Annotated in this window: 29 protein-coding genes; 18 read left to right on the top strand and 11 right to left on the bottom strand. The window is 41.1% G+C overall.

The features are described from left to right. Nucleotides 1–82: 82 nt before the first annotated feature. The 3 genes from MSSIT_RS20630 (at nucleotide 83) to MSSIT_RS20620 (ending at nucleotide 2,637) form a co-directional block, all read left to right on the top strand. Nucleotides 83–562, top strand: a complete 480-nt coding sequence (locus MSSIT_RS20630; RefSeq protein ID WP_048174330.1) for a chemotaxis protein CheD — start codon at nucleotides 83–85, stop codon at nucleotides 560–562. A 546-nt stretch (nucleotides 563–1,108) separates the two neighbouring features. Next, nucleotides 1,109–2,002 (top strand): formylmethanofuran--tetrahydromethanopterin N-formyltransferase, encoded by an 894-nt coding sequence (gene fhcD, locus MSSIT_RS20625; RefSeq protein WP_048174329.1) that lies wholly within the window; start codon nucleotides 1,109–1,111, stop codon nucleotides 2,000–2,002. Nucleotides 2,003–2,343: 341 nt separating this feature from the next. Next, nucleotides 2,344–2,637 (top strand): DUF4405 domain-containing protein, encoded by a 294-nt coding sequence (locus MSSIT_RS20620; protein WP_082089096.1) that lies wholly within the window; start codon nucleotides 2,344–2,346, stop codon nucleotides 2,635–2,637. A gap of 170 nt (nucleotides 2,638–2,807) precedes the next feature. On the opposite strand, the gene MSSIT_RS20615 is transcribed toward MSSIT_RS20620, so the two are convergent. The 7 genes from MSSIT_RS20615 to MSSIT_RS20590 all read right to left on the bottom strand — a co-directional run bounded on the left by MSSIT_RS20615 (nucleotide 2,808) and on the right by MSSIT_RS20590 (nucleotide 10,521). Beyond that, on the bottom strand, nucleotides 2,808–4,349 hold the full coding sequence (locus MSSIT_RS20615; protein ID WP_048174328.1) for a TraB/GumN family protein: 1,542 nt from the start codon (nucleotides 4,347–4,349) through the stop codon (nucleotides 2,808–2,810). Between the two features lie 524 nt (nucleotides 4,350–4,873). Further along, nucleotides 4,874–5,047, bottom strand: coding sequence for a hypothetical protein (locus tag MSSIT_RS23835; protein ID WP_156158922.1), 174 nt, complete (start codon nucleotides 5,045–5,047; stop codon nucleotides 4,874–4,876). A gap of 347 nt (nucleotides 5,048–5,394) precedes the next feature. Beyond that, on the bottom strand, nucleotides 5,395–5,457 hold the full coding sequence (locus MSSIT_RS25155) for a hypothetical protein (protein ID WP_231590572.1): 63 nt from the start codon (nucleotides 5,455–5,457) through the stop codon (nucleotides 5,395–5,397). Between the two features lie 326 nt (nucleotides 5,458–5,783). Next, entirely contained in the window at nucleotides 5,784–7,289 is a 1,506-nt protein-coding gene (locus MSSIT_RS20605; RefSeq protein ID WP_048174326.1) for an ArsR/SmtB family transcription factor, read from the bottom strand. A gap of 133 nt (nucleotides 7,290–7,422) precedes the next feature. Continuing rightward, complete coding sequence (locus MSSIT_RS20600; protein ID WP_082089095.1) at nucleotides 7,423–9,150, bottom strand: right-handed parallel beta-helix repeat-containing protein; 1,728 nt, start codon at nucleotides 9,148–9,150, stop codon at nucleotides 7,423–7,425. A gap of 294 nt (nucleotides 9,151–9,444) precedes the next feature. Further along, nucleotides 9,445–9,906 (bottom strand): hypothetical protein, encoded by a 462-nt coding sequence (locus MSSIT_RS22675; protein ID WP_197080312.1) that lies wholly within the window; start codon nucleotides 9,904–9,906, stop codon nucleotides 9,445–9,447. A 228-nt stretch (nucleotides 9,907–10,134) separates the two neighbouring features. Next, entirely contained in the window at nucleotides 10,135–10,521 is a 387-nt protein-coding gene (locus MSSIT_RS20590) for an ArsR/SmtB family transcription factor (protein ID WP_048174324.1), read from the bottom strand. Between the two features lie 252 nt (nucleotides 10,522–10,773). On the opposite strand from MSSIT_RS20590, the gene MSSIT_RS20585 reads away from it, so the two are divergent. From MSSIT_RS20585 to MSSIT_RS20520, 14 genes are all read left to right on the top strand, one after another. Further along, the gene (locus tag MSSIT_RS20585) at nucleotides 10,774–11,229 is read left to right on the top strand and encodes a hypothetical protein (RefSeq protein WP_048174323.1); all 456 of its coding nucleotides are present in this window, start codon (nucleotides 10,774–10,776) and stop codon (nucleotides 11,227–11,229) included. A 34-nt stretch (nucleotides 11,230–11,263) separates the two neighbouring features. After that, complete coding sequence (locus tag MSSIT_RS20580; protein WP_048174322.1) at nucleotides 11,264–11,860, top strand: DUF1673 domain-containing protein; 597 nt, start codon at nucleotides 11,264–11,266, stop codon at nucleotides 11,858–11,860. Then, a complete protein-coding gene (locus MSSIT_RS20575) occupies nucleotides 11,857–12,480 on the top strand; it encodes a DUF1673 domain-containing protein (protein ID WP_048174321.1) in 624 nt (207 codons plus the stop codon). Before MSSIT_RS20580 ends, MSSIT_RS20575 begins: the two co-directional genes overlap by 4 nt. Before the next feature lie 564 nt (nucleotides 12,481–13,044). Next, nucleotides 13,045–13,764, top strand: a complete 720-nt coding sequence (locus tag MSSIT_RS20570) for a DUF1673 domain-containing protein (protein ID WP_048174320.1) — start codon at nucleotides 13,045–13,047, stop codon at nucleotides 13,762–13,764. A gap of 5 nt (nucleotides 13,765–13,769) precedes the next feature. Then, entirely contained in the window at nucleotides 13,770–14,384 is a 615-nt protein-coding gene (locus tag MSSIT_RS20565) for a DUF1673 domain-containing protein (RefSeq protein WP_048174319.1), read from the top strand. Beyond that, nucleotides 14,291–14,974, top strand: coding sequence for a DUF1673 domain-containing protein (locus MSSIT_RS20560; RefSeq protein ID WP_269430836.1), 684 nt, complete (start codon nucleotides 14,291–14,293; stop codon nucleotides 14,972–14,974). The genes MSSIT_RS20565 and MSSIT_RS20560 overlap by 94 nt, the downstream gene beginning before the upstream one ends. Before the next feature lie 3 nt (nucleotides 14,975–14,977). Beyond that, nucleotides 14,978–15,586 (top strand): DUF1673 domain-containing protein, encoded by a 609-nt coding sequence (locus MSSIT_RS20555; protein WP_048174318.1) that lies wholly within the window; start codon nucleotides 14,978–14,980, stop codon nucleotides 15,584–15,586. After that, the gene (locus MSSIT_RS20550) at nucleotides 15,587–16,210 is read left to right on the top strand and encodes a DUF1673 domain-containing protein (RefSeq protein ID WP_048174317.1); all 624 of its coding nucleotides are present in this window, start codon (nucleotides 15,587–15,589) and stop codon (nucleotides 16,208–16,210) included. Then, nucleotides 16,211–16,945: a DUF1673 family protein gene (locus MSSIT_RS20545; protein ID WP_048174316.1), complete on the top strand. Its 735-nt coding sequence runs from the start codon at nucleotides 16,211–16,213 to the stop codon at nucleotides 16,943–16,945. A gap of 1 nt (nucleotide 16,946) precedes the next feature. Next, on the top strand, nucleotides 16,947–17,399 hold the full coding sequence (locus MSSIT_RS20540; protein ID WP_048174315.1) for a DUF1673 family protein: 453 nt from the start codon (nucleotides 16,947–16,949) through the stop codon (nucleotides 17,397–17,399). A gap of 12 nt (nucleotides 17,400–17,411) precedes the next feature. Further along, nucleotides 17,412–18,131: a DUF1673 family protein gene (locus MSSIT_RS20535; protein ID WP_048174314.1), complete on the top strand. Its 720-nt coding sequence runs from the start codon at nucleotides 17,412–17,414 to the stop codon at nucleotides 18,129–18,131. Between the two features lies 1 nt (nucleotide 18,132). Then, the gene (locus tag MSSIT_RS20530) at nucleotides 18,133–18,870 is read left to right on the top strand and encodes a DUF1673 domain-containing protein (RefSeq protein WP_048174313.1); all 738 of its coding nucleotides are present in this window, start codon (nucleotides 18,133–18,135) and stop codon (nucleotides 18,868–18,870) included. A 151-nt stretch (nucleotides 18,871–19,021) separates the two neighbouring features. Beyond that, entirely contained in the window at nucleotides 19,022–19,768 is a 747-nt protein-coding gene (locus MSSIT_RS20525; RefSeq protein ID WP_231590163.1) for a DUF1673 family protein, read from the top strand. A 100-nt stretch (nucleotides 19,769–19,868) separates the two neighbouring features. After that, nucleotides 19,869–20,204, top strand: a complete 336-nt coding sequence (locus tag MSSIT_RS20520; protein ID WP_148706116.1) for a hypothetical protein — start codon at nucleotides 19,869–19,871, stop codon at nucleotides 20,202–20,204. 109 nt (nucleotides 20,205–20,313) lie between these two features. Here the strand turns inward: MSSIT_RS20520 and MSSIT_RS20515 are convergent, their stop codons facing one another. From MSSIT_RS20515 to MSSIT_RS20500, 4 genes are all read right to left on the bottom strand, one after another. Continuing rightward, a complete protein-coding gene (locus MSSIT_RS20515; RefSeq protein WP_048174310.1) occupies nucleotides 20,314–20,787 on the bottom strand; it encodes a DUF5788 family protein in 474 nt (157 codons plus the stop codon). Between the two features lie 173 nt (nucleotides 20,788–20,960). Next, entirely contained in the window at nucleotides 20,961–21,431 is a 471-nt protein-coding gene (pyrI, locus tag MSSIT_RS20510) for an aspartate carbamoyltransferase regulatory subunit (protein WP_048174309.1), read from the bottom strand. After that, a complete protein-coding gene (gene pyrB / locus MSSIT_RS20505; RefSeq protein ID WP_048174308.1) occupies nucleotides 21,428–22,354 on the bottom strand; it encodes an aspartate carbamoyltransferase in 927 nt (308 codons plus the stop codon). Before pyrB ends, pyrI begins: the two co-directional genes overlap by 4 nt. A gap of 104 nt (nucleotides 22,355–22,458) precedes the next feature. Then, nucleotides 22,459–22,932, bottom strand: a complete 474-nt coding sequence (locus MSSIT_RS20500) for a DUF5788 family protein (RefSeq protein ID WP_048174307.1) — start codon at nucleotides 22,930–22,932, stop codon at nucleotides 22,459–22,461. 434 nt (nucleotides 22,933–23,366) lie between these two features. Between MSSIT_RS20500 and hxlA the strand changes: the two genes are divergently transcribed. Continuing rightward, nucleotides 23,367–24,614: a 3-hexulose-6-phosphate synthase gene (hxlA, locus tag MSSIT_RS20495; protein ID WP_048174306.1), complete on the top strand. Its 1,248-nt coding sequence runs from the start codon at nucleotides 23,367–23,369 to the stop codon at nucleotides 24,612–24,614. Nucleotides 24,615–24,690 lie beyond the last annotated feature (76 nt).

Raw genomic sequence — 24,690 nt, 5'->3', positions numbered from 1 at the left:
TTCCGGATCAAAGCCCCTGGTTTACCGAACATAACAGCAGTTTGTGAAGATGATAAACAAACAATAAGGAGGTTTTCACATATTGGCAGATTCAGGCATAGTTATTGTTGGTATTGGAGACTGTGCAATAACCAGAAGCCCTGTAAAAATTAAAACCTCCGGCTTGGGGTCCTGCGTGGGGGTAACCATCTATGACAGGCATGAAAAAATAGGAGGGCTTCTCCATACCATGCTCCCGAACAGAAAAAAAGCAGGGATAAAGGATAAGCCCGCCAAATTTACAGACGCAGGAATAGAGTACCTTGTGGCCGAAATAATAAAAAATGGAGGTTCCAAAAGAAAACTCGAAGCAAAACTTGTCGGGGGTGCAAGCATGTTCGAAAACTCACACATGAGTATAGGCGAGAGAAACATAAAGAGCGCAAGAGAAACCCTGAAAAAACTGAGAGTGGAAATCATAGCTGAGGATACGGGGAAAAACTACGGGCGCACAATAATATTCGATACCTTTACTGGCGATCTTCTCATAAAGACAATGCTCAGAGGGGATAAAGTAATCTGAAATTTCCTATTTTCCTGATTTATTTTAATCGGTTCCCAAAATTTGTCTACCCTGTATTTTCCGATTCATTCTAAAATACCATCCGACTTTTTTTAATTTCTTTTCCTTGAAAAATTATATATTTGATATAAATATTATAATAGACATTCATTAGCTAATCGATTAAACCGATTAATTAAACCCCGGAGAATTAAAAGTACCAAACCCCGGAGAATTAAAAGTACCACAAAACTTTAAGTGTATGCCTGAGATTAAGTAACTCTGCGATTATGTAACTTTTTCTGTAAGGCATAAATAAGCCAGCCAGGCACGAGCAACCGGCATAGCACAAATATTTCAAACCAGTGTAAATAGTTAAAACTACCTAAATAAAAAATATCTAAAGCAGGCTAAAGATAAATAATGTATTATGTCTGACTATGCTGGATAATATTGGTATGGATTACGTCGGTACCGGATGTACTGAATATACTAAAATATGCTAATTTATAGTAGGATATCAATCCTGGATATCAGAATAATTGAAAAAGTAAATAGGGGATTTTCATGGAAATCAACGGAGTAGAAATTGAAGATACGTATGCAGAAGCGTTTCCGATCAAGATTGCAAGAGTACTCATCACAGCAGCCACCAAGCGCTGGGCACAGGTAGCAGCCACTGAAGCCACCGGCTTTGGGACCTCAGTTATAATGTGTCCTGCAGAGGCTGGAATTGAAAGGCTCGCAAGTCCCAGCGAGACCCCTGACGGAAGGCCTGGAGTGTACGTCCAGATCTGTACTTTCAAATACGAAGCCCTCGAAGAACAACTGCTTGAGAGAATAGGGCAGTGTGTACTTACAGCTCCCACAACTGCAGTTTTTAACGGCCTGCCTGAAGCTGAGAAACAATTTAATATCGGCTTTAAACTCAAATTCTTCGGAGACGGCATGGAGTCCGAAGCCCAGGTTGCAGGCCGCAAAGTATACAAAGTCCCAATCATGGAAGGAGACTTTGTGACCGAAGACAACATAGGAGCTATAGCCGGAATTGCAGGCGGAAATTTCTTTATCTTCGGTGATTCCCAGATGAGCGCCCTGACTGCAGCCGAGGTTGCCGTAGACGCAATTGCAGAGCTTGAAGGCACAATCACTCCCTTCCCCGGCGGCATTGTCGCAAGCGGGTCCAAATCCGGAGCAAACAAGTACAAATTCCTGAAAGCTACTGCAAATGAAAAGTTCTGCCCCTCCATAAAGGACAAAGTAGAAAACACCGAAATTCCTGCCGACGTCAACGCTGTATATGAAATTGTCATCAACGGACTTGATGAAGCAAGCATAAAATCAGCCATGAAAGCCGGAATAGAAGCTGCAGTTACTGTCCCAGGGATCAAGAAGATTTCCGCAGGGAACTACGGTGGCAAACTGGGCAAATACCAGTTCAAACTTCACGAGCTCTTCTGAGATCAAAAATTTTCTTTTTTATCAATTCCTTTCCTTTTTTTCAGATTTTACCGATTCTTTTGAATTCAAAAATTCCTTTTATCAGTTCAGCTTTTTTTCCGTCTGTCTTTCTCATAGAACTTTTTATCACATACCTTTTTATTTTCTGGATTTAATTACTTTCAAGGAAAATATTTACTGAATACACTTAAAGTAAGTATAAAATAAGGCTCGAAATACGCGTAAAGTAGGCTTGAAGCAAACTTTAAAGTCCATTCTTTGGAAGCTTATCTTTAAAGGGTCAATTTTCAGATTATTAAAGTTACTTTCAAGATTTCAAGGAAAAAAATGAGAGTGGAAACATGAACAGACAAAAAACCAATTATTCAGTAGATCTTGTCCTGACAACGCTGTTTTTTATAGTCGCATTTACAGGTCTTTACATGCATTATTTTATACCTTCGGGAATCCAGAGGGGTAGATACGTTGTGTATATGGGGCTAACAAAAGCTACCTGGATATGGATACACAGCAAAGCCGGAATCCTGATGACAATTCTGGTGATCATTCACTTTATCCTGCATTGGAAATGGATTGTATGCACTACAAAAAATTTCTTCAGGAAAGAACAGTGTGAGCTTGAAAAAGCGGATTAATAAAAAGGAAACTCATGAAAGTAGACCGGAAAAGAAAAATCGGCAGGAAAAATGGAAAATAGATTGAAAGAAGTATGAAATAGCTCTGGAAAGCACATATATCGTCCCGTTACTAGAGAAATTTCAAACAACTGTTTCAAACAAATATTAAGAGAACCATCGTTACTCTATCAGAGTCCGAGAGCACTAAACCCGGAGTGAAGAAGTTCCTGCGGGTCAAGACCTGTAACCTGCATCATTACATATGCCCCAAGGAATGTGCCTATCACACTTCCGATATTGGCAAAGCTGGCCACCAGAAGGACACGCATGAACCTGTTTTTGAACATTTCTTTGAAAGTTTCTATCCCTGCAAGGGCTTTAATATCGTCAGTGGTAGGATTGCGCTGTTTTGCTTCTACCAGACCTGCAAACCAGCCTGCAGCCATCATAGGATTCAGTGAGGTTAACCAGGCAACCGAAAAAGCAGTAAGGATAGAGTAGGGATGTCCTCCCGCCAGCAGGGCGCCGGCTGCACTCAGAACTCCGTTAATGATGAACCACCATACGAAAGCTATTAAAAGGAGTTTTAGGGGAGTACCTGATGCTATAAGCAATAAAAAAACCAGAATCGCAAGCCCAACAATTCCAAAACCTACAATTTTGCCAATTCCAATGCGCTTCTTTGGAAGTTCCATGAGAGTGCTGAAAGGGGGAATGCTCTTTGGATTTTTCAGGTAGTTAGTTACTCCTGGCTTATGTCCTGCTCCGATCACTGCAACAATCGTTTTATTTCCGCCTGCGGCCACTCTGAGGATGCTCCCTGCAAGGTATGCGTCCCGTTCATCTATGAGGGTTTCAGCTGCAGTTGGAGCAAATTCTCTGAGCTCGCTGACAAGGGCTGTGACTACATCCTGTTGAGTAATCTGATCGATATCGATTTCTGATCCACCTATTCCTATCAGGCCGCCTATAAGAGAACCGAGCATCTTTATTTTCTCCGTGAATTTCATGCGGCCCCAGAAACGCTGGAGTGTCACCTGAATATCCCTGTCGATTAAAGCTACTCTGGCTCCTGATGCTTCTGCCTCCGCAATTGCGGAAAGCATCTCAGCACCGGGTTTTACACCCATGTCATTCCCGATCTTTTTCTGCACATAAGCGAGTAGCCAGTGTACCAGGTAATAGTACACCTTTCCTTCGCTGAGAATTTCCTTTATAGGAAGTTGATTCGTCTCCGGGATGTTTCCTTTCAGAGAATCGTAACGTGCCCGGCAAAGCTCGACGGCTACAATATCTGGTTTAAGGTTCCGAATAGCATTTCTGACTTCAGCAACACTCTTTTCCGAAACATGAGCCGTACCTATGAGCACAACCTTTGAAGGCTGAAACGGGACGGCAGGATTGCTCCCGTCCAGAGCCGGAGGCTGGATAGAAGAGGGAACAAAAAGTTCCGCAGCTGAATCAGGAAGAGGTTCCGCTATAAGCTCGGAACTTATGTCGAGCTTCACTTCGGGATCTCCGGATTCTGCTACAGAAGATGGTATAGAAATCCCGGTATCCTCTGGTTTGTTGATTGAAGAATCGGAAAGCTTAGACTTTCCGACAGAAACATTGTCTTCCGTGGATTCGGTTATAAGTTTGTCCATAGAGTATATTGACTCCTGAGATGAACTATGAAAATTGTATTCAGGATCCTTGTCCTGAGAATCTGTAATTTTAGACCTGTCCATTATCAGTCTCTCTATTGCGGCAGATTAGAAATACGCTTACTGCTGCCATTAGAAGATATTAAGTGAACGGTTCAGTACACAGTTAATTTAATGCATGCTATTATTAACCTATACACATCAAATAAGTTACACATGTTATATAACTGATCTGTAAAAGGTCGGTTATGGCTGATCTGTAAAGGTCAGTTTATACATAACCAATCTGCTTCGTAGCCAATCTTACACAGCCAAACTACTTCGTAGTCAGTCTTTAAATAGTCGATTAATACTAACCTGAATTTTAAATAAGTTATATCATACAATGAAACAACTAAATTATAATTCCGAATACCAAACTATACTTCAAAGATATAAAACTATATTGTAGACTAAACTATACTTCAAAGATATAAAACTATATTGTAGACTAAACTATACTTCAAAGGTATTAAATTACATGTTCCAACCATATTCTAAACCATATACCAAAGTTCTAAACCATATTCTAATTGGAGATAGGTTCATATGACATTTTAGCTCCTCTGTTATTGTTTTTCAATATCCATTTTTCCATTCTTTTCTTTTTCGTATGACTTTATTATGTCTACGTATTCATTAACTACATATATTGGTAGTCCTGTAAAAAAATGCCATATCCCATTCATTATCTCATAACTTGTAACATGATTAGAAATCATAGTTCCTGTCAATCTTAACAATTTGAGTTCTCCATTTATGATTCGAATATATTTTGATGTTGTTTTGACTATTGTAGCCGATACACTTTACAGGTTGCTTCCCGATGATCTGAAGAGATTTGAGGATTGCACTCCAAAAAAAATTTTTCCGATTTTATTAACTGCAGATGTAACGGTGAGGTTGTTGACGAGGAGATAATAATCAAAATGAAAAAGGTAACAACACCTGTTTTCAAATCAAATGGAATTTTTCAGAAAGCGTATCCAATACCATGGTTAGGTAACAAGAGACTTCGATTTGATTGGATGCCTTGAACATGGTTTCCTGAATTGTTTTTTCCGAAAACCCTGTTACGATCCTGAGTTTTTCATCTTCGTAATCCTTCTTCCGTCAGCACCATAATTCTTGTAAAATCTTTTCCATAACGCATTATGGCTTCGCCACTATGTTGGGTCTTTTCTCAATCCTGTATTCACACCCTTTAAGATATGGCTTCAGAATCAGTTGTTGCGTCTGTAATTGGCGATTAAAAGTTGAGAGATATTCCTTTGGGGTTTTCACGACCATTGGTGCCACCAACAATACTTTGGTGACAAGAGTAGATAAACAATCGGTTAGAAGGGAGTATTACTATTTTCCTCCCTTTCCGTCCCCATTTTACCTCCGAGATTCTTATGAGGTCAGCTTCGAGAAGAGAATTAAGGTGATACTGTAGGGTGTTAGTACTTCCTCACAGTATGCACACGCATTCTTTCCTCAGCTATTTACAACCCTTTCTCTTTCATGCCAGGAATATAGATCCTCACCTTCATCTTCCGCAGGGGGTTCTTCCGAACAGGCAGCACCTCGTACTGCGGAATTTTTCTCATTCGTATCAGCCTGATCTTTTCCAGAGGGCTCCACAGCCTCATCCAGAGTCTCTAACACAGAGGTTTCTTTTTTAGAATTTGCAGAAAAGACTTCATCACTTTCAGAAGACTCGTCCTTTTCGCAACCTGCTCGTCCTCTTTTGATAAGGAACAAGAGCCCGGATGCTGACGAAAAAAGGAGCAGCAGGAGCAGAATAATCAGATGTTTTAGCATAAGTGGAACACTGTCGAAGACGCTGTTGAAGGCAGGGTCAAGATTGCTGTATTCCGATGCAAAAACCGCATTTACGTTCAGTAGTACGAATACCGCAATCAAAATAAGGAGTATTGAGGCTGTAATTGTGGAATTAAGAACTCGCTTGAGCAGGGATTTTCGCCCGTAGGCCAGGATCCCTCCGAGCAGCAGCAGAACCAGAGAAAGACTAAGACCCGAAAGTACAGAATCCTTTACAAGCCTGACCCTTGCAAACTCCCTGGCCTCGTTCCAGGCTTCGATTTTCTGAGCAGAAAGCGGAAACCCCACAGTATCTTCAAAGTACATAGCATCATACATTAACGAATCATAATTTCCCTGGAAATTTTGCTGATCGGGAAGCATCTCCTTTTCATAGAGATCATTTGCAAGACTGATCTCTCCAGGAGTCAGCTCCTTAAGTCCTATACTGGCCGCAGAGTCAAGAGTTGAGTCAAATGCCGGGTGTGCAAGGGAAAATACGGCCGGGATGAAAAGAAGGAGCCCAAATATCAAAAAGAAGTAGCAAAAAATTGGGTTTAAGGACTTCCAGCCGGTTTTAAGAACTGAAATCCCATGGGTTCGAATGGCTGAAAGCAAGCTGCCTATTTTTGACTTTATGCTGCTGAATCCTACCTTTTCCCCCTTCCCGGAAACCTGAATTCTGGAGCTTGCCTTTATAAGGCGTGTTTTAGCAAAACCGGAGATTTCACTCCCTTTATCAAATAACTTCAGAGTCCCTGTTTTGAGGCTGCCCAGGACATACAGGGATCCATGTTTTACAGCAGCCAGGAAACTGAAAATAAGCAAACCAAGAGAGTCCCAGAACTGCTTAAAGGCGCAGCCCAGCTGTACCCCGTCTTCCTCACCAGAAAAATTATCCCAGGAACTTCCCTTTTCTTTCTCTCCGTTTCCAAGCATGGGAAGTATCGCTTCCACGTCCTCTTTACCCTTTTCGGAAAGCCCGTAGCGTTTCAGTTCGTCCTGTTCCACAAGATAATCGAGTTTCTTAAGGTGAAAGCTAAGCTGACCTGTTTTACAGCCTGTGATCTGCATGAGGTGCGTGAATGTGAGACTGTCATCATAGAGCTTTTTTACAATTGTCGCCCTGATAGGATTTGAAAGGATCTTTAATAACTGTTCTTCAGAATCATTATCCATATTTTCACTATCCCTGCTTACTGAAATTTTTCACCACTATAACTGTACAAGTTTCTGAGGTCTATGCCTCTGTCAGAATCTGAGGTCTGAAATTGTATCCGGCACTGAGATCTGGGTTTGGACCTCATTTTGATTAAATAAATATCTGGTCAAGGATCTCTCCAATCCAGGATTTATCCTGTATTTTCCTCAAGCGGATCTTATTGTTGTAGATGCGGTTTTCGGTCGAGTCTTTACTCACAAGAAGCCCTTTTTCACATTCAAAGAGTTGATTGTCATGCACGGAATTTTCGTTGCTGGCATCTTCAAGGGAAATTCCATGCATATTAGCCCACAATTCATTATGGACAAGAGTGTTTCCGGGAGAGGTTTCCAGGCTTATCCCACACTGGAAATTATTATTGGCACTGTTATTACCAAGTTGATTTCCCGCCGCTTTTAGCAGATAAAAGCCTGCCTGGATGTTGCAGGCCGCAATATTGGACTCGATGGTGTTTCCCATGCTTTCTTCTATTCTGAACCCTGAGGAAAAGTCCTCTGCACGGTTTTCAAAGAGCCGGTTCTCATCCGAATCTTTAAGGTAAATTCCATTGTTTCCCCTTTCCACAATATTGGCCCTGAAAAGGCTTCTGTTAGAGTTTTCTATTACGAGAGCTTCATTGTTCGAGTCAAGGTGATTACTTTCCAGAACGCAGTCCGTGCAGTTCCGGAGAAAAATCCCGTGTTTCGTACCCGAAACTCTATTTTTTAAAAGTGTGCAATTTCCGGCCCCTAGAAGGAGAAGACCTGTCTCAGGTCTCTCTCCCCGATCGGATTTGATCACAAAACCCTGAGCAGTTACATTATCAGCATTGATTTCAAGAGCCGGAAAATCAGGATCGATAGGAATAATGATTACATTATCAAGCGGCCTGGACTGGAAAATTACGAATTCTCCGGAATCGTCACCCGGCACAGAATTTCCGTATTCAATAACCTCCTCATCAACTTCGTATTGCCCGAAATCCGTATCCTTTAAATCCACCTCCCTTATTCTCCGAAAAAGGTCCCTGTATGCCATACTTACTCCCTGAATTCTGTCTAGGGTTCTATTTTCGTCCTCCGTCAGGTACAATTTGACCGAAGGGGCAAAGCTTCTGTTTTCAATTATGTTTTCTGAGATATTAGTAGAAACGTTTTCAGTCATGTTTTCAAGCTCTGCTCTTTCAGTAATATTTCCCTCGTTATCGTCATCAAGCTCTCTTTCGGATGAAATAAGATAAGCGTAAACAACCCGATCCCTTCTGACAAAACCGACAGGATATTTTCTTCGGATTTCCCGAACCGATTCTTCGAGTAAGAGCTTTTCTGATTCCGAAAAGGGTCCATTTTTGATTTCTTCGAGCAGGTCTATCTGCCCGGAAGCATCAAGAATCAACGGCAGATAATCAGAACTTGCTTTTTTAATTGAGGGAGAGATGTACATTAAGGTTTCATACATGGGGTCAAGGCCAAATTCTTCTGTGATTTTATCAGCTTCTACCACTATTTTACCGAACTCAGAACTATCAGAATCATCACTCTTCCGGAGGGTGGAGGAAGCATCCCTGTCCTCTGCAATCAATGTTAGATATTTGTCCACAACCACATTTTCATTGTATTCCCCTGCATATACAAAAACCGTGTCTCCATCTTCTGCCATGTCCACAGCGGCCTGGATGCTGCGGGAATCTCCCCACCCCTGTGCATCCACAGTAACTGTTTTGGCAGAGGTAGAGCCTGTGAATACGAGCAGTAAGAAGCAGAAGGCCAGCACGCAACAGATAAAAATGCGGGGCCTGACCTTCAATCCCTTTCGTATGTAGTCTAAAGTCCTTTTCATGACGGTTCATCTCTCAAGCAGTTTTTTTCATGCTGATTCTTTTTTCATGCTGATTCATCTACCTGCAGACTTTGAGATAGAAGGAGACTGAGGGAGCCAACCTATAGGGCAGTTTCCTCTTTGACTGGCATCGATAAATAGATTTTTGACAAAAAATCCGAAAAAAAGACTTGCGTTTATTGGAAATTGTTTTCCAATTTTACATGGAAACACTTGCCTGTACACTTTTCTCAAAATCAGCAAAGAAATTCATATTTTCTATGAAGTTAGTGGGTGCAAATACAATTCCGGAACTCAGGTTTTCAACTCTGTCCGCAACAACGATATCTCCCTGTATTCCGAGCTTTTTCCCCTGTACCATTTACCCCTAATACTAAGTTTGTCGTCTTTTGAAACAATACAGAGTCCATGATATAGAACCAATGTTGTTCCACTCTCATATGCTATGGAAAATATACTCTCGTACTTAGAAAACAAGCCTCCAAACGCAATCATAATTAAAGGCACACCGATGAAGAAAAATGGCCTTTCATAAACTCTGGAATCGCCCAGGCATGTAGATTCAACGCCAAAAGATTCGGATTTCTCATTTCCCCTGTAATGGGATAAGCTCAAAGGATCTGCGATAACCGGCAAAAAAAGTAGCATACCTGCAATCAGAATAACCATCCCCGCAGCTATAATGCCCCAGAGGAGCTGGCCCATGAAATAGGAATAAAAAAGTACTGACGCCACAATAATTATTACAACTACCAATATATACAACTACCAAGATAATTAGATTTTGAGTTTTTAGTCACTAGTCAACCTCTTTATACTCATTTTTTTTACTTTTATTTCATATGTTAATAATATAAAAGGAAGTTAATCTCAAAAATTCAGATTTTATCAAAACCATATCTTGAACAGATTGAGAACTACCGCATTTAGTTACTTCTGCAGTCTAAGATGATAATATCAGTTTTCAACAAATTCTAAAAAATATTAGTCTCCGTCGATGCAGAAGTTTCCTTGCGTATTCTTTAAGAATATGCCAAGGATTTCTTCCTTACAGCTATTCCTGCAGCCCGGCACAAGAACTATTATTTTTTCAACCGGCTCGTAAATCTTTATTTTTCTTCCCCTCTGGCTCCATTTAACCTCTGAAACTCTTATCATATCTGCATCTAAAAGGGAATCAAGATTGTATTTGAGAGTGCTTAAGCCCAAACTGAGTTTTTCTGCAAGCTCACCTGCTGACATATCCTTAGTTTCCAGAAGCTTCAGGATTTTTAGAGAATTTGTATTAGAAAGAGTCTGTACCAGTTTTCGAGAATCTTCCGAAAGGAATAGAATTTCTAAATTTTTATCTGAACAATCCTCTTCTGGCATAGATACTCAACTCATCCTCAGCTTCCAACTTATATTAGCATAAGATCCAATTGGAAATTATATACTATTCAATAAATATTCATATTTGTACACAAATTCTAACCTTGTTCCATATATTCTTTATGGCCATATCATCTAACTATTCCAAACAAAAATCCAGGATTTTCCATCAGACAAAGATTTTCAGAAAGGTGACTCAAAAAAGTTAAGGAGATCGAAAACTATATATAGTCAACATTCACATGTTTACTTATGTTCCTTCCGGCAGGTGAGAAACAGTTTGAATTCTGGGTTCTACGCCGAAACGGGCTCCCAAACATCAATATTGCAAAGCATTTCGGGGTCTCCAGGCAGGCAGTCTCGCGAGCCCTCCTCAGTATGGATAAACGTATAGAAGAGACTCTGCTTGAGATGGCCGGGGCAAACAGGATAGAAGTAGAGAAACTGGACTCAAAGAAAGGAATCCTCTTCGGAAGATCAATTCCTTTCAAAGCCAACGCAATAATCTTTGTCTCGGCAAAACACGGAATGCAGGTCTGGTACGAACATGAAGGAGAATGCGGGTCCTGCGAGAGATACAGGGAATGTATCGAACTTCTCTGGGACTTTGCAGAAGAGATGCAGCTTAAACTTCAGAGTACGGAAGACCCCACAAAGATTGCGGATGAATTGTTTGGTAAATTGAAAGAACTGGTGGAAGAGGCCTGATTTAAGGCAGGTGAAATTGAAGGAAGGGTAAACAATGGATGTATTCACAGAGAGTATAAAGAAACTTATTGGATGGTGTCCTAACGCTAAAGCACTTGAAGTTAGACATTCCATCTGCCCCAAATATTTGGAAGCTGATAACCAATCCAGAGGAAAAGATGCCGGAAATACCCCGATTTCATCTCCAAGTTGGTGGAACAAACGCCATAATAGGGCATTAGTAATATCCTCCGGGCTGACTGTTTTTTCTGTATTGGGGATTGGATTTATGGAAGTGCATCCCATGAATAAAGATTTCGTGTTTGGGTTAATTATCGGAACCGTTTTTAACCTGCTCCTGTGCATCTGGAACTGGAATTTCTTAAATAAAATGAAAAACTCCAGCAAAAGAATTCAGACGAAAAATAACTTGATAGTTATAGCTGGAATATTAGGTCTGACAACACTGCTTATACAGTCTTCATTGCTTGGATTGGGAGTTATTTTAACGTTTATTTCCGGCTTTTGTTTGACAGCTTTTCTGTATTACCTTTCGGATGTATACTGGGAAAAGAAAAACAAAAAAATTGTGCTTCTGGAAGGGTTTTACGCGCCAGAGATCTATGTTATGAATAGGGATGCGGAGCGATGACAATGACCCTTGAATATATTAAAAAACTGAGTGGGTGGTGTCCCTATGCAAAAGCCTCTGAAATCAGACCTCAAATTATCCCTGCTAATTTTGAAGAATATGATCAATCCAGAGGGGAAAAAGCCAGGAGCCCAAGGATTTGGGGTAGATTTTCCAGTCTATTTTCCAGACTTGATGTAAGAATCCTTCTACCAACACTTTTCATAACCCCTGTTTACCTGAATTTACTCTTTCGAAAGGGTATAAATGCAGAAGCCTTCTTTTTAGGATTTTCACTTTCTCTGCTTATCTATTTGCTCTGCTGGAAAAAGCAGATGCGACATTATGATGCTCTGGCAAAAAAAACTATTGTTGGTTCTTCCTTTAAAAAAACATTCTTCCGGGTTTTTTTAGCCCTAATTTTAGTTTTGATTTTGCCCATGTTTTTCTTGTCTTATATTCCCTCTTTTCTTAACGCTCGGTCACTGTATTCTTTTTTTGCAGGGGCTTGGATCTTTATGTGGGGAAGTTATCTGCAGTTAATTTACTGGGAAAGGAAAAATCATATGAGAATTTATATAAAAAGTGAAAAGGGATTCCAAAAGGTATGCGCCTTTAGAGAGAAGAAAGGAGAATTATGAACTGGAAAGTCGAATACATAAAAAAGCTGATGGGATGGTGCCCAAACGAAAGCCTCTGAAATCAGACCTCAAATTAGCCCTGCTAACTTTGAAGTATCTGATCTATCCGGGGGAGAAAAAAGTGATCGATCAGGAGAAGAAAAGACCAGAAGCAATTTTGGCCACATGAAAAGAATTGGATTGCTGTTTACAAGTATAGGTTCTTTAGTTGCGGTATCGTCACTTGCTCTGAATTTAAAGGGTAACATATCATCACTTATGGTAGGAATAGGGTCGGTATTATTTTTAATTGGAGTTTACCTTCAGTTCTTTTCAAAGCCAGCGAAATAATTTTGTTTTGGCAAAATATAGAATGCAGGTCCGGTACGAACACGAAGGAGAACGTGGGTCCTGCAACCGGTAAAGAGAATATATCGAACCGCTCCATGACCTTGCAGAAAAAATGCAACTCAAGCTTTAGAGTATCGAAGATTTCACAAAAATTGCAGATGAATTGTTCAGAAAATTGAAAGAACTGGTGGAACAGACCGGTTCAGTCAGGCAAAATTGAAGGAAGGGTAAACGATGGATGTATTCATAAAAAGTATCAAAAAACTGATGGGATGGTGTCCTAATGCCAGAGCATTTGAAACCAAACATTCCACCTGCCCTGAATATCTGGAAGTTGATAACCAATCCGGGAGAAAAGATGCCGGGAATTCTCCGGTTCCATCTCCCGGCTGGTGGAACAAACGTCATAACAGGTCATTAATAGATTCCTCCGTGTTTACTCTCTTTTCCATATATCTGATCGGATTCCGGGGAGTTAGCCCCGTGGATGAACGTTTCATATCCGGGGTAATTTTAGGAATTATTTTTAACCTGAGCCTCTGTATCCGGACCTGGAGTTATCTGGATGACATAAAGAACTCAAGCAGACAAAGAAAAATTATAACTGTATCGTCAAAAGAGAAAATAATAAAGTTAATAAATATAATAATAGCATTGGTAATACTGTATCTCTTATTTTCACAATTTAACTGGGGATTCGTTTTGTATTTAATCTCTGCTTTTTGTTTGATAGCTTTGTTGTACTACTTTAAGTTTGATTTCTCTCCCATGGTGTTTCTTTTTTACTTAGGTTCGCCCAACACGGTATTTTCATCTGGCATAGCTGGCATTTGTTTGACAGCTTTTCTGTATTACCTTACGGATGTATACTGGGAAAAGAGGAGTGGAAAAATAGTGCTTGTATATGACCGTAAAATGTCAGAGATCTGTATCGTAAATGCGGGAGCGGAGTAACGACCATGACTTTGAAATATATCAAAAAAATCATGGGCTGGTGCCCCTATGCAAAAAAACTTGAAACCGGACCCCGAATCAGCTCTGCTGATTTTGAAGCATATGGTCGATCGGGAGAAGAAAAAGCAAGAAGTCCGGAGGTTTCAGGCCCCCATTCCAGGCTTTATACCCAGCTCCTCCTGCTACCAATGTTCTTTGCTCCTGTTTATATAAACCTATTTCAAAAAGGTATAAACACAGAAGCTTTCCTTCTTGGCCTTTTACTTTCTTTACCGATCTATTTGCTCGGCTGGAAAAAGCAGATGTATCAATACGACGCTGCAAAAGAAAAAACTGTTATTTCTCCTTCCTTCAGAAAAATATTCTTCTATGTTTTCTTATTCCCATTTTTAAGTTTGGGTTTACTCATAGCTTTCTTACCTTATATCTCGTCTCATGCAGCTTATCTTTTTAACGATCAGATACTGTATTCTTTCTTTTCAGGAACTATGATTCTGATGTGGGGCTTCTATTTCCAGCTAATTTACTGGGAGAGGAAAAACCATGTAAAAATGTATATGAAAAGAGAGAAGGGACAGCAAAAACTGTATGTCCTTGGAGAAAGGGGGGGAGAACCATAAGCCGGGAATCCAGATACATAAAAAAACTGATGGGATGGTGCCCGAATGCAAAAAAGCCCGGGACTGAATACCAAATTGCTCATGAAAATTTTGGAGTATACAGCCAGTCAGGAAATGAGAAATCCCGAGTCCTCCCTACACCTTTGAGCAAATTTTCCAGGCTTTGCACTTATGTCCTTTTGATAGACACGGGATTTACCTTTGCTTATGGTTTGCTTCTGGCCAGGATTGGAGTAAATACAGGAGCATTCCTTGCCGGACTGATCGTTTGCCTTACAATCAGCATCTATGATTGGAAGAGACAGATGCGGAGGTATGATACCCTTGAGAAAAATCCCGTGGTTGATAATTCCGATAAACAAAAACTTACCTGGATTTTTACCGCCATAATTTCCCTCATAGTCTTTCTCTCGTATACGAACCGTGTTCTTAACATGCAATTGACATTTTCCGTTGGAGCAGGAGCTGTTGCATCAATGTGGTTGAGTTATTTCCAGATACTATACTGGGAAAGTGAAAACCATAAAAAAATCTACATCAACAGGAGATGCGGGAAGTGGAAAACCTCGTATTTGATCAGGGAGAAATGAGAAATGCCCGTGAAACTCGTCGCTTTTGAGCAGATCAAAAAATTGATGGGATGGTGCCCGAATGTCAGAGCATCTGAAGCCAGACAGCAGTCTAACCTTGAAAATTTTGCTTCTGATATTCCTGAAAGAGCAGGGAAAGAAAACGGAGATCCGAAAAATTTGGGATGGTTCCGGAAAGCAAGTACGCGACCCCTTCTCATTTACACTTTTTTCACTATTATCTACCTCCTAGTATTTTATCAAACGGGGATAAAACTGACCTTTTTACTTGCCGGGTCTTTTATTTCCCTGTCAGTTACAGTACTTTACTGGAAGAATCAAATGCAAAAATATGACGAATTGATAAAAAAACCAGTTACTGACTGTTCAAATAAAAGAAAAATAAGTCTACTCGCAACCATATTTGCAGTTTATTTTGTAATGTCTTGCCTTTATGCTAATGCTGGGGAACTTGCCGTTCAAGCAATGATTTCATTCGGTGGGGGTTTCTTGGTCAGCATGTGGCTTGAATATTTTCAGATACTTTACTGGGAGAGGAAAAATCATAAAATAATTTATATCGACAAAGGCTACGGATGGAAGAAATCATACATTATTCGGGAGAGAAAGTAAATGCCTGCTAAGATCCTTGTTTTTGACCAGATCAAGAAGTTTATGGGCTGGTGTCCGAATGCCAGAGCATCTGAAGCCAGACAGCATTCTAACCTTGAAAATTTTGCTTCTGAGCTCCCAGATAGAGCAAGGGGAGAAAATGAAGATCTGAAAAATCCGGGATGGCTCCGGAAAACAAGTACTTATACTCTCCTGATTAACGCTTTTCTTTCACTTACATATTTTCTGGTAATCGATCAGTTGGGTATAAATCTAACTCTGAGTGCAAATCTAATCCTTTTACTTTCCGGATTTTTCATTGCCCTGTTTTTCGTTATATTTGACTGGAAGAAACAAATGCAGAGATATGACGCTCTCGTAAAACATCCGGTAATCGACTATTCAGATAAAAAATTGTATTACATACTTGCAGCTGTACTTTTCATTTTGATATATAATTTTTATATCGAAAACCAGGGACTTGATCTGCAAGCGATGTTTTCATTTGTGGGAGGTCTCGTGGTCGGAATATGGTCTTTCTATTTCCAGCTAATATATTGGGAGAAAAAGAACCACAAAACGATTTATTTCGACAAAAGCTACGGGACATGGAAGAAATCATACATTATTCGGGAGAGAAAATAAATGCCTGCCAAAGCTGCTGCATTTGAGCAGATAAAAAAACTGATGGGATGGTGCCCGGTTTGCGGAAAAATGGCACCGCAAAGAAGACAATTATGTTCCTTTGTAAATACGACCCCGGTTTCCGGAAAAACAGGAAATCTCCCCGAGTTACGAACTTCAAATGTACTTTTTCCTGCAAACACAACTCTGTTCCTGATATATTTCATGATAAGTTTCAGGCTGCTCCTTTCCCTTAAGTATCCGGAGGAAATTCTTTTTTTCCTGACAGGTATCTTTTTGTTTAACATTTCTTTTTACTTCCTAATTCTCAAAACCTTCGACACAGCAGTTCTTGTAAATAAATTAGGGGTACATCTGCAGGCTTTCAGACTGAAGAAATTTGAAATTCCTTACGAAGAAGTTGAAAGCATAACATTATACAGGCTTGAAAAACGTTCAAAGAAAGCATCTCTTCTCCTGGGAATTGGAGGAATTGCTATTTGCGGGTTCGTGGCATACATAGCCGTAGGAAAAGGAGACTGGAATGTACCCATACTACTGATCTCCCTTCTCCCCCTCCTACTTTTTGCAGAGCGGAAACAAAGAACTCAGTTCCGGGACCTGAATACGCAGCTGTACATCAAGACCAGACACAAAAAATGGTATGAATGGACTCCTTACTATTCCTTAGTCACGGATGAAGCCTCGGCTGAAGAGCTGAAATCGTCCATAGAAAGGCACTGCGAGGGCATATGAAATGGCTTTTATCGAATCTATCCGAAAAATGATGGGCTGGTGCCCTAATGCAAAGGCACCCCGGTACATGAGTACTAAAGCAGAGTATGAGAATGCACGGAAGGTGGCCCGGGCTCCCGGGCCGGAAACTTCCCCGGATCCTGCCGGTATTGCAGGAAGAGATCAACCCGGCTACAGGGAGAATATACTCTTGATTCTCCTTGCTCTGGTCTGGCTGCTCCCAATAGCGTATCGACATGAGTTACTTCCGATCTTCATTATCCTGAGCGCCGCTGCCATGTATTATGATGCACAGAATATTCGTGCCGGGAACTACTTCGAAAAGGAGACGTTCCTGGGAAACATCGTCACCTGGAGGCCGATATCCTGGGGAGTGGTGACGGCTGTAGGGGGGGTTATTATCATGGCAATCTACCTGTTTCATCGGAAAGAGATTTTCAATGCAAATAACTGAAGGAGAAAAATAATGGCTGTGAACATGGAGTATATCAAAAAACTAATGGGATGGTGCCCGATTTGCAAGAACACAGCACAGCAAACAAAACAATCCTGTTCTTTTGCAAACTTGATTCCGGTTTCCGGAAAAACAGGAAATTCACCGGAGTTCCGAACTTCAAACGTAGTTTTTCGTGCAAATGCAACTCTTATTTTTTTCTTATTTTATACAGGTATCAGCCTGCTTCTGAGGTATCCGGGGGACATTTCTTTCTTCCTGGCCGGCCTCTTACTGATTAACAGTTGTTACTACTTTCTATTTCTCAAAACCCTCGATGCAGCAGTTCTTGTAGATAGATTCGGGGTACATCTGCAGGCCTTCAAGCTGAAGAGATTGGAAATTCCTTATGAAGAGATTGAAAGAGTGGGTTCGTACAGGATTGAAAAGCGTTCAAAGGAAATGAACCTTCTTCTGATTCTCGGTGTAATTTTTTGTGCATTTGTGGTCTACCACATGACTGTAGTAAAAGGAGAATGGAAAATACCCTTGCTATTGATCTCCATGCTTCCCTTCATACTATTTGGAGATCGGAAACAAAAGACTCGGTTCCGGGACCTGAATACACAGCTGTACATCAAGACCAGACACAAAAGATGGTATGAATTGACTCCCTACTATTCCCTGATCACAGATGAAGCCTCGGCTGCAGAGATTAAGTCGTCTATTGAAAGGCATCTTGAGGGCGTATGAAATGACTGTGATCGAAGCTTTCCGAAAATTAATGGGCTGGTGCCCGATGAAAAATTCCCTCGGGAACGGGTGGCAGGAAGGCAACTACCCGTTCTCTAAAATGGGAAATGGAAGTATTCAATTGGACCCCTCTCCTGTAAACCTGAGGAGAAACAAAATTCTTAAGGTGCGATATAGTCTCTTTGACAGGTGGACTGTAATAGTTGCTATTTTCACATTAATAATCTCCCTGCTTCTATGGATATATATTCCTGAAGACTCCTTTTTGATCATATTTTCAGGTCTTATTATGTTCCTTATACCTCTCATATTATTTCTTAACAGACCCAATATTGCTGAAGTAACATCCGGAAAAATCATAATCAAGAGACCTATGCGTAAACCACTTGTAATCGAAAAAGAAGACGTCATGCAAATCTCGGTAACAAGGACAGAAAATCATTACCTGCGCTGGCTGGTCCGCTCAATTTACGTTGTTTTTATACCACTTTACTTTGTAAAAGAGATAATGCCAACTTTGCAGGAAATGGAGAGGTCATTTCCGGAATACATTGATCTCAGCCTATTTCTGTTGAATCTTACAGTATTAGTAATGTTTCTTGTGATATTTTATAACTTCGAACTCATGGCGCCTTATCAGCGGATTCTTAAAGTTACTGCACGTTCAAACCTGGAACTAAGTTTCTTTACCGATGATCCTGAAAAACTCACAGGAATTCTCAAAAAAGAAGAGGAGTAAGAGATAAAGGAAAAAACCTACATCGGAATCTGAATACGCAGCTGATATTGAAACCAATCCCTGTTGTTGAGGGACCCTTATCATTCCACAGATGAAACCTTAGCTGAAGAGACTAAATCGCTTATTGCAAGGCAATATGAGGGTATATGAAATGGCTTTTATCGAATCTATCCGAAAATTGATGGGCTGGTGCCCGATGAAAAAATCCCTCTGGAAAAGAAAGCAGGAAGACAACTATCCTGATTTTAAATTAGAAAATAGGATTGTTGAGTTGGGTTCCTCTCCCGTAAACCTTCAGGAAAGTAGAATTTTTAAGGCGCAGGTAAACTTATTTCCAGATTGGTGGGCCTTGATAATCCTCGTCTTCGCATTAATAATCTCCTTACTTCTATGGACATATAGTCCCGAAAGCTCTTTTTTAATTATCCTTTCAAAGCTTGTTCTGTATTTATCCCTCATAGTGCTATTACTTTCCCATCATCCCAGTACTGTTGCGGTGATGCCTGAAAAAATCATAGTCAAAAGGCCTATACGTAAGCCAGTTGTGATTGAAAAGAAGGATATCATACAAATATCGGTGACAAGAAACGAAAACCGTTCCCTGCGCTGGCCGACGCGCTTAGTTTTTCTTGTTACCCTTCCCATTATACTGCTTCGCACCGTAGAAAGGATTGTAAGGGATTTGCAACTGGAAGCAGCAGCCTCAGCCTCCGCAAAACTCAGCTTATTTCTTTCACAGTCCTTGACAGTGACATATCTTCTTGTGTTTTTTTATTACTTTGAGCTACGAGCGCCTTATCAGCAGACTCTTAAAGTGACCACATACTCAAACCTGAAACTTTGGATATATACCGAAAAACCGGAAGAGCTTACAAAACTGCTCAACTTTGGAATTTGAATACGAAACTGTGCATCAAAATCAAAAAAGTAATTACGTACGAAGCCTTGGCTGAAGAGATTAGATCATCTATTGAAAGGCACTTGTGAAGGCGTATGAAATGATTTTTGTGAGATATTTCAGAAAATTAATGAGCTGGTGCCCGATGAAAAATTCCCTCCAAGAAGAAAGGAAAAAAGACTGGTTCTGCAGTTTTAAACCGGAAAACGGGAGCCAGATAGTACCCCCTGCCGCAGGTCTGGAGGAGGGTAAAGTTCTGAAAGCACAGGTCAGTCTTTCCAGAGATATAGGAATTATAAGAATAGTTATTCCAGCAATGATAGTTTTTATCATTTCGGAAATATGTTTTTATGGAAATTTCTTTCTAGATATCTTTCCCTTCTTTATCATGCATCTGGCTTTTTTGGCTTTAATCTTTATAACCGTAATACTGTGATGTTAACTCCTGAAAAGGTAATCATTCGCAGACACCTGTTCAAGCCTCTCGTGCTGCTAAAAGATGACATCCTGCAGATCTCGGTATCAAAGAACAAAAAACAAACTCGTTACTTCAAACTTTTAATAAGCTCCTGAAAACGCTTTTCGTCCACTACCTTCTGGGTATTGAGCATCCGCTTAAATTCATCAACGCTTTTTTCCCCGCTTTTCCCCTCAAGCTTATCCTTTAGCTCCATTGCCCCCCTTAAAAGTCCGACTGCTTCTTCATAGAGGGCTTCTGCCTCGTCCCTTGTGAGTTCCTTGGTTTCGAGCAGTTCTTCGTCTGCTTTTACCCTTTCCTTCAGTTTTGGGATAAGAGCCCTGATCTCGGCAGCTTCATCCGTCCCAGGAAATCCTTTTTCTCCAAGGTCCCTGACCATGTCCCCGAGCCTGTACTCCTCTCCATCTATCTCCACGCATTCGGGGATTTTCTTCCCGGCCCAGGCAAACTCGCTCCTGAGGCTCCAGAGGAGTTTGTTGCGTTCCTGATAACTGATATATTCAGCATCTGTCTCGTTTGTCCTGTTTTCATCTTTCAGCATAAACTATTTCCTCAAATCCAGATCTACTTTTATGATTTACCCTCCAGATCTCATATTCTTTTCCATTCCGACCCCTAAAAAAACATATTCGGAAGCTGTACTTGAAGCTGTACTTATTTCCACAAAAAACCTGAAGGAAAAAAACCTGAAAGCAAAATTTACACTAAGAACCTCTACAGTAAATTTTCCGCAATTTCTTCGGAGATTACGTGATCGCAGTACAGGCAGTGAAGGGAAACTCCTTCTTCTTCGGACTGAAGAACTAAAAATTTGGATTTTATGGGCTCGTTGCTGTTGGAGATGCAGTTTGAATTCATACAGCGGACAACGCCTTCCACATAAGACGGGAGCACGACTTTATTTTTCTGAACCACTTCAAAGTCCCTTATGATATTAATTGTGGCTTTGGGAGAGATAAGGGCTATCCGGTTAAGTTCCTCAACACTGAGTTCCTTGCCCTCGATCTTAACAACGTCTTTTTTACCTCTCGCTCCGGGCGCGTTCATAACAAAGCTGACGGTTGTCCGAAAAGCACTGGAAATTCCCAGAATACGTAGGACATTCAGAGCCTGTCCGGCAGTTATGTGATCAATTACAGTCCCATTCTCAATTGCCTGGATTTTCAGGTCCCTTTTTTCCTTCACTCAATCACCCCCATTGCCAGAGCAAGCAGAGCCATCCTTATCGGGACTCCGTAGAAAGCCTGCTCGAAATAACATGCGTGAGGAGTTGAATCCACTTCGGGAGCGATCTCATTTACCCTTGGGAGAGGATGAAGTATCTTGAGGTTGGGATCTGCAGCTTTTAAAAGGTCGCCTGTAACTTTCAGCCTGTTTTTAACCTTTTCGTATTCTTCGGGATCCGGGAAGCGTTCCCTCTGAACTCTTGTCATATACAGGACTTCGACGTCTCCTATTATCTCCTCAAGAGAATCGGTTTCCCTTACGCGGATCTTTTGCTTCTTGAGATCCCGGACAATTTCAGGGGGCATCCGGAGTTCCGGAGGCGAAACAAAGGTCATTTCTGCTCCGTAAAGGGACAGGGCATGGCAAAGGGAATGGACGGTTCTTCCGTATTTAAGATCCCCTGCCATGGCGATTTTCAGGCCTTCAAGATGGCTTTCCCTGCGGATTGTATAGAGGTCAAGAAAAGTCTGGGTCGGGTGATGGACAGAGCCGTCTCCCCCGTTGATCACAGGGACACTTGCAAATTCCGCAGCCATACGTGCCGATCCGTCCAGGGGGTGGCGTAGCACGATAAGGTCAGCATATTTACTGATTACACGGATAGTATCGGCAAGGTTTTCCCCTTTCATGACAGAACTTGCCTCAACCGAGCCCAGGTTCAGCGCCTGCCCTCCAAGCCTCTGGGTAGCAGCCTCAAAAGACAGCCTTGTTCTTGTGCTTGGTTCAAAAAAAAGAAGAGAAACAATTTTTCCGTCCAGCAGCCTGGACCTTTCCTCACCCCTGGCTACAGGTTCAAGTTTTTCTGCAGTGTCCAGAACATGGTCAATTTCTTCCCGCGAAAAATCTTTCATTGAGATGACGTGCCGGTTCTTAAATGACATCCAATTTTGATAAATGATTCCCAGAGATATAACTTTTGCTCCGAAAGTTTTCCATGTTAGTGCTGCAGCAGTTAAACATTGACTTCCATCCCTGTCATACCACTTTACTTTGAGACTTTCTTTATGAAATCAAGCCAGAGCCTGGCGTCTCTTACTCTCTGGCCGACAAACTGCTCCTGAAAACGTTTTGTACTCTGTTTAAGAGCCCCGCTTTCTATTTCTTTAAGATCCGTTATCGCACGCATAAGGCCTGCAGTCTCGCGGTAAAGAGCTTCTGCCTGTCCCTCTGTAAGGGGTTTCTCTTCAAGCTCCTTTTCGTCCTTTTTTTCTATTTTCGAAATAAAATCGATGCATTTATCTATCTGAGACTTTTCGTCTTCAGTCAGGTTTTCTTTCTGGATCAGTTCCCATACATAGTCGTGAAGAGGATATGTTTTCCCTTCAATTTCTACATTATGCGGAATATACTGCCCGACCCAGAAGAGGCGGGAATGTAGAGCCGATAATAGCTGTTTGCGTTCTTCTTCAGTGATATATTTTTGGGAAAAGTTTTCTTCATCATCTGTTTTAATGTCCATAATCTATCCCCGACAACTAAATTGTTCTCCCGGATAAAAAATTTTCGTAACAGCTATTAAAATGCAGAATTTTCGGTTGAGAAGGCGAAACAACAAAAACACTAAAAACAGAAACATTCAAAGGAAAAAATATCCAGAAAAGAGCAACATAGATAATGAAGAACTAATATACTGAAAACGGGTACTAAGAAATGCACAGGGGGAACAGGCAAGTAAAAAAAGTAATAAAAGTAGTACTTATAATTTAAGATTATAATGAAAATTTAAAACGTATAACAAAAGTTAAAACATATAATAAAATTTAAAGTATACAATAATATTTACACAAAATAAAACCAGGAGGAAACCGATGCAAAAACTCAATTTTTCACATTTCTCGGTTTCCCGATAGAGGTGATATTATCGTTCCCATAATTCAAGTTGCACTTGATCTTCTGGAACTTGACCGTGCAGTTGAGATTGCAAAGGAAGCAGTCACAGGAGGGGCTGACTGGATCGAGATAGGGACCCCCCTGATCAAAAGTGAGGGCATGGACGCAATTCGTACCATGAGGAAAGCTTTTCCGGACAGGACAATTCTTGCCGACATGAAAACCGTAGATACCGGAGCCATGGAAGTTGAGATGGCTGCAAAAGCCGGTGCGGACGTAGCTATCATCCTCGGAAGTGCGGATGATTCTACAATTCTCGACGCACTCCGTTCAGCCCACAAATATGGAATCCGGGTGATGGCAGACCTTATCTCGGCCCCGGAACCCATAAAAAGGGCAGTGGATCTTGAAGCTCTGGGTGTGGACTATATAAATGTCCATGTAGGCATCGACCAGCAGATGGTTGGAAAAGATCCGATATCCATTTTAATGGAAATCTCAGAAAAAGTAAGTATACAGCTCGCAGTAGCCGGAGGGCTTGACGCTGAAGGCGCAGCCAAAGCAGTCAAAGCCGGGGCCAGGATTGTGATAGTTGGAGGGAACATAACCCGCTCTGACAATGTGACCGAAGCTGCGAAAAAAATAAGGCAAAGTGTGGACTCTCCCGACTCTGTAGATATTCGGGACAGGGGAACCGTAGACCAGGAAATAAGGGAGATATTTAAAGAAGTCTCTACCTCGAATATCTCGGATGCGATGCACAGAAAAGGCGCAATGAAAGGCATTCACCCTCTTGTAAGAGGAAAAATGGTGGGAACTGCAGTTACGGTCCAGTGTTTTGCCGGGGACTGGGCAAAAACGGTTGAAGCCATTGATATTGCAAAAGAAGGAGATGTAATAGTAATTTATAATGAAAATAAGGACATTGCCTGCTGGGGAGGGCTTGCAACCCTGAGCAGCCTGAATAAGGGAATTGCAGGTGTGGTAATAGAAGGGGCTGTAAGGGATATCGACGAGGTCGAAACTCTGGGACTCCCTATTTATACAAGCAATACAGTCCCCAATGCCGGAGACCCGAAAGGTTTTGGAGAAATCAATGCCGAAATCACCTGCGGAAGCCAGAATGTAAAACCAGGAGACTATATAATCGGCGATGAAAGCGGAGTTGTAGTTGTCCCGAAGGAACAGGCCTACGAACTTGCAAGAAGGGCAAAAGAAGTCAATAAAACCGAAAAGAGAATCTTCGATGAGATCCGGAGGGGGGGAACCCTTTCAGAAATCATGGAGCTCAAAAAATGGGAAAAACTTTGAAAATACAGAAAATAATAAAAACCAGTACGAAAAAAGATTGTAACTGGAGAAACAAAAAAGCAAAAGAGCAGAAAAA

The organism is Methanosarcina siciliae T4/M (assembly GCF_000970085.1).
In the GTDB taxonomy this organism is placed as follows: Archaea; Halobacteriota; Methanosarcinia; order Methanosarcinales; family Methanosarcinaceae; genus Methanosarcina; species Methanosarcina siciliae.
Note: the sequence above shows the minus strand (reverse complement) of the source record. Positions and strands in the feature narration are given on the sequence as shown.

Excerpts from the sequence above, each read along its gene's own strand:
- MSSIT_RS20500 (WP_048174307.1), bottom strand. The coding sequence starts at position 22,932 with ATGGACATTAAAACAGATGATGAAGAAAACTTTTCCCAAAAATATATC.
- fhcD (WP_048174329.1), top strand. The coding sequence starts at position 1,109 with ATGGAAATCAACGGAGTAGAAATTGAAGATACGTATGCAGAAGCGTTT.
- MSSIT_RS20585 (WP_048174323.1), top strand. The coding sequence starts at position 10,774 with ATGTTCCTTCCGGCAGGTGAGAAACAGTTTGAATTCTGGGTTCTACGC.
- MSSIT_RS20550 (WP_048174317.1), top strand. The coding sequence starts at position 15,587 with ATGCCTGCTAAGATCCTTGTTTTTGACCAGATCAAGAAGTTTATGGGC.
- MSSIT_RS20590 (WP_048174324.1), bottom strand. The coding sequence starts at position 10,521 with ATGCCAGAAGAGGATTGTTCAGATAAAAATTTAGAAATTCTATTCCTT.
- MSSIT_RS20615 (WP_048174328.1), bottom strand. The coding sequence starts at position 4,349 with ATGGACAGGTCTAAAATTACAGATTCTCAGGACAAGGATCCTGAATAC.
- MSSIT_RS20555 (WP_048174318.1), top strand. The coding sequence starts at position 14,978 with ATGCCCGTGAAACTCGTCGCTTTTGAGCAGATCAAAAAATTGATGGGA.
- MSSIT_RS20520 (WP_148706116.1), top strand. The coding sequence starts at position 19,869 with ATGATTTTTGTGAGATATTTCAGAAAATTAATGAGCTGGTGCCCGATG.
- MSSIT_RS20600 (WP_082089095.1), bottom strand. The coding sequence starts at position 9,150 with ATGAAAAGGACTTTAGACTACATACGAAAGGGATTGAAGGTCAGGCCC.
- MSSIT_RS20525 (WP_231590163.1), top strand. The coding sequence starts at position 19,022 with ATGGCTTTTATCGAATCTATCCGAAAATTGATGGGCTGGTGCCCGATG.
- MSSIT_RS20570 (WP_048174320.1), top strand. The coding sequence starts at position 13,045 with ATGGATGTATTCATAAAAAGTATCAAAAAACTGATGGGATGGTGTCCT.
- MSSIT_RS20565 (WP_048174319.1), top strand. The coding sequence starts at position 13,770 with ATGACTTTGAAATATATCAAAAAAATCATGGGCTGGTGCCCCTATGCA.
- MSSIT_RS20575 (WP_048174321.1), top strand. The coding sequence starts at position 11,857 with ATGACAATGACCCTTGAATATATTAAAAAACTGAGTGGGTGGTGTCCC.
- MSSIT_RS20605 (WP_048174326.1), bottom strand. The coding sequence starts at position 7,289 with ATGGATAATGATTCTGAAGAACAGTTATTAAAGATCCTTTCAAATCCT.
- MSSIT_RS20620 (WP_082089096.1), top strand. The coding sequence starts at position 2,344 with ATGAACAGACAAAAAACCAATTATTCAGTAGATCTTGTCCTGACAACG.
- MSSIT_RS20515 (WP_048174310.1), bottom strand. The coding sequence starts at position 20,787 with ATGCTGAAAGATGAAAACAGGACAAACGAGACAGATGCTGAATATATC.
- MSSIT_RS20540 (WP_048174315.1), top strand. The coding sequence starts at position 16,947 with ATGGCTTTTATCGAATCTATCCGAAAAATGATGGGCTGGTGCCCTAAT.
- MSSIT_RS20530 (WP_048174313.1), top strand. The coding sequence starts at position 18,133 with ATGACTGTGATCGAAGCTTTCCGAAAATTAATGGGCTGGTGCCCGATG.
- MSSIT_RS20580 (WP_048174322.1), top strand. The coding sequence starts at position 11,264 with ATGGATGTATTCACAGAGAGTATAAAGAAACTTATTGGATGGTGTCCT.
- pyrB (WP_048174308.1), bottom strand. The coding sequence starts at position 22,354 with ATGTCATTTAAGAACCGGCACGTCATCTCAATGAAAGATTTTTCGCGG.
- MSSIT_RS20535 (WP_048174314.1), top strand. The coding sequence starts at position 17,412 with ATGGCTGTGAACATGGAGTATATCAAAAAACTAATGGGATGGTGCCCG.
- MSSIT_RS20545 (WP_048174316.1), top strand. The coding sequence starts at position 16,211 with ATGCCTGCCAAAGCTGCTGCATTTGAGCAGATAAAAAAACTGATGGGA.